Source organism: Pseudolactococcus yaeyamensis (assembly GCF_054658615.1).
The window spans coordinates 1-6793 of the sequence record NZ_BAAGGP010000115.1 but is presented as its reverse complement, the minus strand read 5'-3'; the positions used below and the strand labels follow the sequence as shown (position 1 = coordinate 6793).

At 41.1% G+C, this 6793-nt stretch carries 9 protein-coding genes; 5 read left to right on the top strand and 4 right to left on the bottom strand.

The window, feature by feature from the left end; translation table 11 throughout:
- Positions 1–229: 229 nt before the first annotated feature.
- Positions 230–868: a carbonic anhydrase family protein gene (locus ACYQ21_RS14230; RefSeq protein WP_460059224.1), complete on the bottom strand. Its 639-nt coding sequence runs from the start codon at positions 866–868 to the stop codon at positions 230–232.
- Positions 869–1218: 350 nt separating this feature from the next.
- On the opposite strand from ACYQ21_RS14230, the gene panB reads away from it, so the two are divergent.
- Genes panB through panD form a run of 3 tightly spaced genes read left to right on the top strand, consistent with a single transcriptional unit; the run spans position 1219 to position 3317 of the window.
- Positions 1219–2085, top strand: a complete 867-nt coding sequence (gene panB / locus ACYQ21_RS14225) for a 3-methyl-2-oxobutanoate hydroxymethyltransferase (protein WP_460059223.1) — start codon at positions 1219–1221, stop codon at positions 2083–2085.
- Positions 2085–2936: a pantoate--beta-alanine ligase gene (gene panC / locus ACYQ21_RS14220; protein ID WP_460059226.1), complete on the top strand. Its 852-nt coding sequence runs from the start codon at positions 2085–2087 to the stop codon at positions 2934–2936. Before panB ends, panC begins: the two co-directional genes overlap by 1 nt.
- 3 nt (positions 2937–2939) lie before the next feature.
- The gene (gene panD, locus ACYQ21_RS14215) at positions 2940–3317 is read left to right on the top strand and encodes an aspartate 1-decarboxylase (RefSeq protein ID WP_460059222.1); all 378 of its coding nucleotides are present in this window, start codon (positions 2940–2942) and stop codon (positions 3315–3317) included.
- Positions 3318–3641: 324 nt separating this feature from the next.
- Here panD and ACYQ21_RS14210 read toward each other — a convergent pair whose 3' ends face one another.
- Positions 3642–4667 (bottom strand): ABC transporter permease, encoded by a 1026-nt coding sequence (locus tag ACYQ21_RS14210; protein ID WP_460059220.1) that lies wholly within the window; start codon positions 4665–4667, stop codon positions 3642–3644.
- On the bottom strand, positions 4660–5403 hold the full coding sequence (locus ACYQ21_RS14205; protein ID WP_460059218.1) for an ABC transporter ATP-binding protein: 744 nt from the start codon (positions 5401–5403) through the stop codon (positions 4660–4662). Before ACYQ21_RS14205 ends, ACYQ21_RS14210 begins: the two co-directional genes overlap by 8 nt.
- Before the next feature lie 79 nt (positions 5404–5482).
- Between ACYQ21_RS14205 and ACYQ21_RS14200 the strand changes: the two genes are divergently transcribed.
- Both ACYQ21_RS14200 and ACYQ21_RS14195 read left to right on the top strand, forming a co-directional pair.
- Entirely contained in the window at positions 5483–5884 is a 402-nt protein-coding gene (locus ACYQ21_RS14200) for an HIT family protein (protein ID WP_460059216.1), read from the top strand.
- A gap of 62 nt (positions 5885–5946) precedes the next feature.
- Entirely contained in the window at positions 5947–6177 is a 231-nt protein-coding gene (locus tag ACYQ21_RS14195) for a hypothetical protein (protein WP_460059213.1), read from the top strand.
- A gap of 76 nt (positions 6178–6253) precedes the next feature.
- Here ACYQ21_RS14195 and ACYQ21_RS14190 read toward each other — a convergent pair whose 3' ends face one another.
- Positions 6254–6580 carry a hypothetical protein gene (locus ACYQ21_RS14190; RefSeq protein WP_460059211.1) on the bottom strand — a complete coding sequence of 109 codons (327 nt, stop codon included), beginning with the start codon at positions 6578–6580 and terminating at the stop codon, positions 6254–6256.
- Positions 6581–6793: the final 213 nt, after the last annotated feature.

The following is a 6793-nucleotide window of genomic DNA, read 5'->3' as shown; positions in this document are numbered from 1 at the left end:
GTGCGTTTGGTGGAGACGCTACTACGTAACCACCAACTCTATACGCCACCAAGGAGGCATATGGATCAATAAAATTTTATTGAGCACAAGTCCTTGATAGCACTTGCGAAAAAATTTATTTTTCGTATTTTTCTAGTCAAAATTTATACCACTCCAAACAGTTTCTGTCTATCTACTCAAGCATCAACAAAGCTGCCACGAACTTCTCCCCGACTGACCTCACTCACTCTTAATCTTCGATGCGATAAACATCGCGACCCTTCATTTCTTGGATATTGCGGTAATTGCTCCGCAATTTATCTTGTAATAAATCTTTCTCAGCTGGTGAAATTTTGATTGGCTCTTCTAAAATCAGCCAAGTAATCGTTTGGTTCAATGGTGGTGTCGTCATTGAACCCTTGTAAGTCCAGAAAGTCTGATTTTGGGGTAACAATTTATTGATATCAAAGTCAACCAATTTATGCGGGCTATTTAACAGTGTCAAGATACTGTCATCTGTGCAATCTTCATCGACATCGGCAAAAACAGCCAGAACCAGCTGGTTAATGTCCACACTCTCAAAAGCAAAATGAATCTCTGCTACGTGTCTTTTACCATTGACCAAATGCTCAGCCCCATCATGAAAATGGAAACGGTTGAGCATATATTCATGCCCTCGCCATTGCAAATCACCATCCGCATAAATCTGAATCCCAACCGGCGTATCTTTCACAATAACTTCTTGGTCGCTTGGCAAATTAATCTGTAAAGAGGTATCCACCTCAGCTAACAACTGATCCGTCTGCACATCAATCGGCGACTGAGGGATCAAAGTATGATCAGCAAGCGCCCACTTCTCTTGGTGCCTGTAATCTAGATGTTTCATCATGGCAACTCCTTTAATGATGAGCGAGATTTTCTCGCGAAGCATTCCAATAATTGTCTCTTAATAACCTTGTCAAAAGTATGCACAATAACTTTTTGTTCACCCCCTGTCAAGTGTTGTCCTAATCTATCATACCATATTTTTGGAAGATACTTGAAATTTTAAATTCAAAACTTCGTGCCAATATGCAGTTATCCACTCATAGAAAAATCCTCTATCACGATTTTTCCGAATAATCAACGCTATTTTAAAACAAAAAACATTATATTAGACTAAAAATCAGAATATTGTGATAAGATATGAGAAAGCAAAAAACAACGTCGCACTTTAATCAACAAGACATGGAGATAAACATGCCAAACACAGTCCTATCACTTCAAGCACAAAAAAATAAACAGCAAAAAATCACAATGTTGACTGCCTACGACTTCACAACAGCCAAACTTTTCGATGAGGCTGGGATTAATATGCTTTTGGTCGGAGATTCCCTCGGGATGGTCATGCTGGGCTACGAAGACACCTTAAAAGTAACAATGGCCGACATGATTCACCACACCAAAGCCGTCTCACGCGCCGCAAAAAACGCTTTTGTCGTGGCTGACCTACCCTTTCTATCCTACCACGTCAGCACTGAAAATGCCGTCAGTAATGCCGGTCGCCTGATTCAAGAAGGTGGCGCAAATGCCGTCAAACTAGAAGGAGGCGAGGCTTTCACGAATGTCATCACAGCTATCACAAGAGCCGCTATCCCTGTCGTCGCACATCTCGGGCTAACCCCACAATCTGTCAATGCCTTTGGCGGCTTCAAAATACAGGGGCGCACGGAAGTCGCTGCAAGACAAGTGATTAAAGACGCCCTTGCGGTGGAACATGCCGGAGCTTTTGCAGTTGTCCTAGAGGGCATTCCTGCGCGATTGGCCGAGTTCATTAGCCAACTTTTACACATTCCGACCATTGGTATCGGTGCAGGCAACGCGACTGACGGTCAAGTCCTAGTCTATCAAGACATGCTAGGTATGATTGATACCTTACAGCCAAAATTTGTCCGACGTTTTGCTGAAGGTGGCACACTCATCAAGGAATCTGTTGCCCACTTTCAAAGAGATGTCCAGTCTGGCGATTTTCCAAATGACACCGAGAGCTACAAAATTGATCCCGATATTATCCAAAAATTAAAGCAAGAATTTACCTTACACAATATAGAGGAAACTGAGACATGATACCAACTCTTACAACCATTTCGGAACTCAAAACACAGCTTGTACTATGGCGGCATGAAAACCAAACAATCGGTCTAGTGCCAACTATGGGCTTTTTGCATGAAGGTCATCAAAGCCTCATCCGCAAGGCCGCCACTGACAATGACCGTGTCGTCGTCAGTATTTTTGTCAATCCCACCCAGTTTGCTGCAGGCGAAGATTTAGATACCTACCCACGAGACCTCGCCCAAGACCAAATCAAGTGTCTAGAGGCAGGTGCTGACCTTATCTTTGCACCTCACGTTTCTGAGCTGTACCCATCTGGCTTTAATACCTATGTCACAACATCTGGCATTAGTGACCTCCTAGAAGGTAAAAGTCGTCCCACGCATTTTCGTGGTGTCACAACAATCGTCACCAAACTCTTTAATCTCATCCAACCAAACAAAGCTTACTTCGGACAAAAAGATGCCCAGCAAGTAGCCGTGCTACAGCAAATGGTGCGTGACCTCAACCAAGATATTGAATTAGTTGTCTGCCCAATTATCCGTGAACCCGACGGTCTCGCTAAAAGCTCACGCAATACCTATCTCAGCATAGATGCTCGACAACAGGCCGTCATCTTATTCCAAGCGCTAACACTAGCCGAAACCCTCATTTCAAATGGTGAGCTCAAAACGAGCAATATTATAGCCGCCCTCAACACACATATTCAAACCCAATCCTTAACCCAAATAGACTATATCAAAATCGTCGACCCTACCACCCTACAAGACATCGACATCATCACCACAGACATCTTACTGCTACTTGCCGTCTATGTTGACCAAACACGACTGATAGATAACAAACTTATACATTTGGAGGCCTAACACATGCTACTAGATATGCTGAAATGCAAAATTCACCGCGCCACCGTCACACAGGCCGAATTGGACTATGTCGGTAGTATCACTATCGACGCTAAATTATTAGCAGCGTCAGGCTTACTCCCCTATGAAAAAGTACACATCGTGAACATTAATAATGGCGAGCGCTTTGAGACCTACGTGATTGAAGGCCCAGCAGATACAGGCGTCATCTGCCTCAATGGTGCAGCTGCCAGAAAAGTCCAAGTCCAGGATAAAATCATCATCATGGTCTATGCGCAAGTCACACCAGAAGAGGCTAGAGTTCTCAAACCACAAGTCGTCTTTGTCACAGACGACAACAAAATAGAGAAAATCACAGATTACGAAAAAATCGGGTATTAAAAGATTGGGACAAAAGGCTTCAAAAATGGATAGACTAAACTGATGCTAACTTTCGACTTTTCACAGGTTCTTGATTTTTCAATGGTAGCAGCACTTTTCTTGCTAATGAGGTTGGGACAAAAGTCAGGAATTCCTTATTTTTGACAAATTTTGAAACTGAAAAACCGCATGAAATCAACGTTTCCAGAAACGCATTTCGTGCGGTTTTCGTATTTTGAAACTTTTGTCCCAGTCTCTTTCACACAAAATAGGCTATGAACGTTTCCGTTTAACATCGGAAATGGTTCATAGCCTATTTTTTTAGAGGATTTTTGTCCCAACCTCTTATTTGAGTTTCCATTTTGGATAGAGGACACCCAGAAAGACAGCAATCGGCACAAAAACACCTGCAAGCAGTTTATTCTGGAAAGTTAGCAGACTCACTACTAGCTCAACCAAACTAACCGCAAACACCAGATTTCGAATCAACTTGCTCGCTGCCAAATTTTTAGCACTTGCTTTAAGTGGGTAAAGATTGGTCAAGATTTGATAATCCTGAGATTGACGAATCGGAAACAGTTGAAAAACAAGTAAGTAATCAAAAATTAAAGCGAGTAACAAAGCAAAAATATCCGCATGAATAAAGATAAGCGAAAGCACAGCAAGTCCTAGCAAACGCAACATAAGCATCCAATAATCACCACTTCGCAAAAAAGTTCTGATGAAAAGATAATCATAAGTCATTTTTGACTTAGGCAGCAGAACATCCAGATACTTGCGCCGTTTAGCCTGCTGCTGTAAGCCCTTGACCTCTGTAAACTGGCTAAATACCTTCAGCACCGCATTTTGACGATTTTTTTCATAATTGATAAGTGATTGCCACTGAATCAGCTCATCTTGAACAAATGACTGCGCTTTTTTCGAAAGCAGAAAATATTTAATCGCGATTAAGACGATAGCCCAGACTAGCGTTAAGGGAAGTGGCAATTTAATAAGCGGGCTGATGATAACCGTCATCAAAACAATCACAACCGCTGGAAAGAGTAGTGATTTTTTCACAGCGCTTATCAGATAGGCTTGAACAGCTTTTTCTTTTGCTAGGAGAAATTGTTGGTCTGCGCGTTCAACAAACGTCGCTAATCGCCCGAAAAACAACACCATAATAGAGATTAGGACAGCTATCACATAACCCGGTAGCCAATGCGCCGGTAAATTTTTCAAGAAATCTGCATACTGATAGGCTAGAAAACCAATAAGTAACATGAGAATGAGAACAAAATGGTCATTGAAGACATAACGCAGATACTTCAGATTCTGCGACCGCCAATTGCCGCGCCGTTTAGCAAATAAATCATAGATGTCTTTAGCCATGCGCCTGCCAACTTTCATCAGTCAAAGCGACATAAATCTCATCAAGACTTGCCTCAGGCAAGTTAAATTTCACACGTAATGCCGCTAAATCACCGTCTGCAATGACTCGACCCTCATGTAAGACGATAAATTTATCACAGAACCTCTCTGCAGTTGATAAAATATGCGTCGACATCAAGATAGATGCCCCTGTTTTTTTCATCTCTAACATCAGGTCAATCAAGTCATTTATAGCAAGGGGGTCAAGCCCCAAAAATGGTTCATCAATAATATAAAGGGAAGGCTCAGTCAAAAAAGCACAGATAATCATCACTTTTTGTTTCATCCCTTTAGAAAAATTCGCCGGAAACCAATCTAGCTTATCAGAAAGTCTGAACGTTTTCAGTAATTTTTCAGCACGTACCATAGCCACTTCTGGCGCAACATCATAGGCTAAGGCTGTCACTTCAATATGCTCGCGCAAGGTCAATTCTTCATATAAAGACGGCTGCTCAGGAATAAAACCAATTTTTTTACGGTAGGTTTCAGCGTCCTCACGGATACTCACCCCATCCAGCAAAATCTGACCTTGATAGGGTGTCAGCAACCCAATAATCTCCTGAATTGTCGTCGACTTTCCTGCACCGTTTAGGCCAATCAAGCCGACAAGTTCACCGTCATTGACCATAAAATCCACGTCTTTCAGAACGGTCGTTCCGAAATAACCACCTGTTAAATTTTCTATTTTTAATGTCATATGCGCTTTCTATACTCTTTTTTACATAAAATGCTATACTATAATTATAACAAAATTCAGAAAAGAAACGGTAAAATTCATGACAGATTGCATTTTTTGTAAAATTATCTCTGGGGATATCCCCTCTTATCAAATTTATGAAGACGATGATGTTCTAGCCTTTCTCGACATCACACAGACGACCAAAGGTCATACCTTGGTTGTTCCCAAAAAACATATCCGAAACGTTTTAGAAATGTCTGCTGAAGATGTTGCAACGCTATTTTCTAAAATCCCTGAAATCGCTACTCGCATTACCAAAACACTGGGCGCAAGCGGTATGAATATACTTCAAAACAACGAAACTATCGCAGGACAAACCGTTTTTCATATGCATGTTCACTTGATTCCGCGCTATAGCAAAGAGGATGGCTTCACGGCTAGCTTCACAGAGCATGACATCGACCTAAACGAACTTCAGCGTACTTTAAACACCCCTTAATACCTGAATCAGTGGTATCAGACACCTAGTAGCATTGGCTCAAAGGAAAGAGGAAAAATGACATGAGCATTATCGACTATTTTAAAGATTTAAAAGCAATCGGCGGCGATCTGATTTCAGAAACGGCTGAGACTAAGAAACATTTGGATGCCGTCAGGCTTGAGCTTGCCTATGCGCAATTTGTCATGGCGGATATCAAAAAAGATATCAATGCATACCAGTTTCAAACCCGACCACGAATTGGTGCCATGACTAGCTTATCAACTAAAATTCAAAACGAGCTCTCGAAATAAAATGAGAACTCGTTTTTTCTATATGCTTAAAAGTCAATCTTGGAACTACTGATGGCAGAATTGCTACTAGGTCTGTTTAAAAGCGATCGCGAGTAAATTTTCGCCCCCAGAATCCTCCGAATAATTCAGCAATCACTATAACACCGATAAAAATCAATAACTTGCTTGTATTCGGAATATAGCGAAACGTTTTTTCAGAAAATCGAAGTACTAAGAGAACAGTCATCATACACACATTGGACACGATTATTTCCTTTATCTTATCATTCTTTACCAAATTAAAAGTTAGAAACAACATGCCAAGACATGTCAAATGGACACCAACTTCCATCATTCCAACTGTTTGGAATACATATAACTCGAGCAAGGTTGTAGCCATGCATCCCACTGCAAATTTTAACATATAATCCTCCCCCAAAGATATTAATAATATCAGAATTTTATATTTTGGTCAACTAATATGACTCAAACAGCACGACAAACGCATGACTCTCTCTCCCAATCTCAAAATAGGAAGCGTGTTTTTAAAAATAACAGCTCTCACATTGAAAACAACTGTGCCAAATAATCTGGAAAAGTCATTGATAACGAAAAACGTTTGAGACGAATGCTCATC

Coding starts and splice junctions, on each gene's coding strand:
- ACYQ21_RS14200 (WP_460059216.1), top strand. CDS start 5,483: ATGACAGATTGCATTTTTTGTAAAATTATCTCTGGGGATATCCCCTCT.
- ACYQ21_RS14230 (WP_460059224.1), bottom strand. CDS start 868: ATGATGAAACATCTAGATTACAGGCACCAAGAGAAGTGGGCGCTTGCT.
- ACYQ21_RS14190 (WP_460059211.1), bottom strand. CDS start 6,580: ATGTTAAAATTTGCAGTGGGATGCATGGCTACAACCTTGCTCGAGTTA.
- ACYQ21_RS14210 (WP_460059220.1), bottom strand. CDS start 4,667: ATGGCTAAAGACATCTATGATTTATTTGCTAAACGGCGCGGCAATTGG.
- ACYQ21_RS14205 (WP_460059218.1), bottom strand. CDS start 5,403: ATGACATTAAAAATAGAAAATTTAACAGGTGGTTATTTCGGAACGACC.
- panD (WP_460059222.1), top strand. CDS start 2,940: ATGCTACTAGATATGCTGAAATGCAAAATTCACCGCGCCACCGTCACA.
- ACYQ21_RS14195 (WP_460059213.1), top strand. CDS start 5,947: ATGAGCATTATCGACTATTTTAAAGATTTAAAAGCAATCGGCGGCGAT.
- panB (WP_460059223.1), top strand. CDS start 1,219: ATGCCAAACACAGTCCTATCACTTCAAGCACAAAAAAATAAACAGCAA.